Origin of the sequence: Streptomyces sp. NPDC049879 (assembly GCF_044461265.1) — a bacterium.
In the GTDB taxonomy this organism is placed as follows: Bacteria; Actinomycetota; Actinomycetes; order Streptomycetales; family Streptomycetaceae; genus Streptomyces.
The window spans coordinates 1-1,050 of sequence record NZ_JBITKT010000020.1 but is presented as its reverse complement, the minus strand read 5'-3'; the positions used below and the strand labels follow the sequence as shown (position 1 = coordinate 1,050).

Sequence of the window (1,050 nt, the reverse complement as noted above, 5' to 3'; positions counted from 1 at the left end):
CACAGTGGACGCGAGCATCTATGGACAAGCCCTCGGCCTATTAGTACCGGTCAACTCCACCTCTCACAAGGCTTCCATCTCCGGCCTATCAACCCGCTGGTCTCACGGGGGCCTTACCCCATCAAGTGGGTGGGAGTCCTCATCTCGAAGCAGGCTTCCCGCTTAGATGCTTTCAGCGGTTATCCCTCCCGAACGTAGCCAACCAGCCATGCCCTTGGCAGAACAACTGGCACACCAGAGGTTCGTCCGTCCCGGTCCTCTCGTACTAGGGACAGCCCTTCTCAAGACTCCAACGCGCACAGCGGATAGGGACCGAACTGTCTCACGACGTTCTAAACCCAGCTCGCGTACCGCTTTAATGGGCGAACAGCCCAACCCTTGGGACCAACTCCAGCCCCAGGATGCGACGAGCCGACATCGAGGTGCCAAACCATCCCGTCGATACGGACTCTTGGGGAAGATCAGCCTGTTATCCCCGGGGTACCTTTTATCCGTTGAGCGACGGCGCTCCCACAAGCCACCGCCGGATCACTAGTCCCTGCTTTCGCACCTGCTCGACCCGCCAGTCTCACAGTCAAGCTCCCTTGTGCACTTACACTCACCACCTGATAACCAACCAGGCTGAGGGAACCTTTGGGCGCCTCCGTTACCCTTTAGGAGGCAACCGCCCCAGTTAAACTACCCACCAGACACTGTCCCCGATCCGGATCACGGACCCAGGTTAGACATCCAGCACGACCAGAGTGGTATTTCAACAACGACTCCACCCAAGCTGGCGCTTGGACTTCACAGTCTCCCACCTATCCTACACAAGCCGAACCGAACACCAATATCAAGCTATAGTAAAGGTCCCGGGGTCTTTCCGTCCTGCTGCGCGAAACGAGCATCTTTACTCGTAATGCAATTTCACCGGGCCTATGGTTGAGACAGTCGAGAAGTCGTTACGCCATTCGTGCAGGTCGGAACTTACCCGACAAGGAATTTCGCTACCTTAGGATGGTTATAGTTACCACCGCCGTTTACTGGCGCTTAAGTTCCCAGCCTCGCCCC

Annotated in this window: 1 rRNA gene; it reads right to left on the bottom strand. The window is 57.0% G+C overall.

Going from position 1 to position 1,050, the window contains the following annotated elements:
* Window positions 1-20 precede the first annotated feature (20 nt).
* Window positions 21-1,050 (bottom strand): 23S ribosomal RNA (locus ACIBPC_RS32050); the annotation flags it as partial.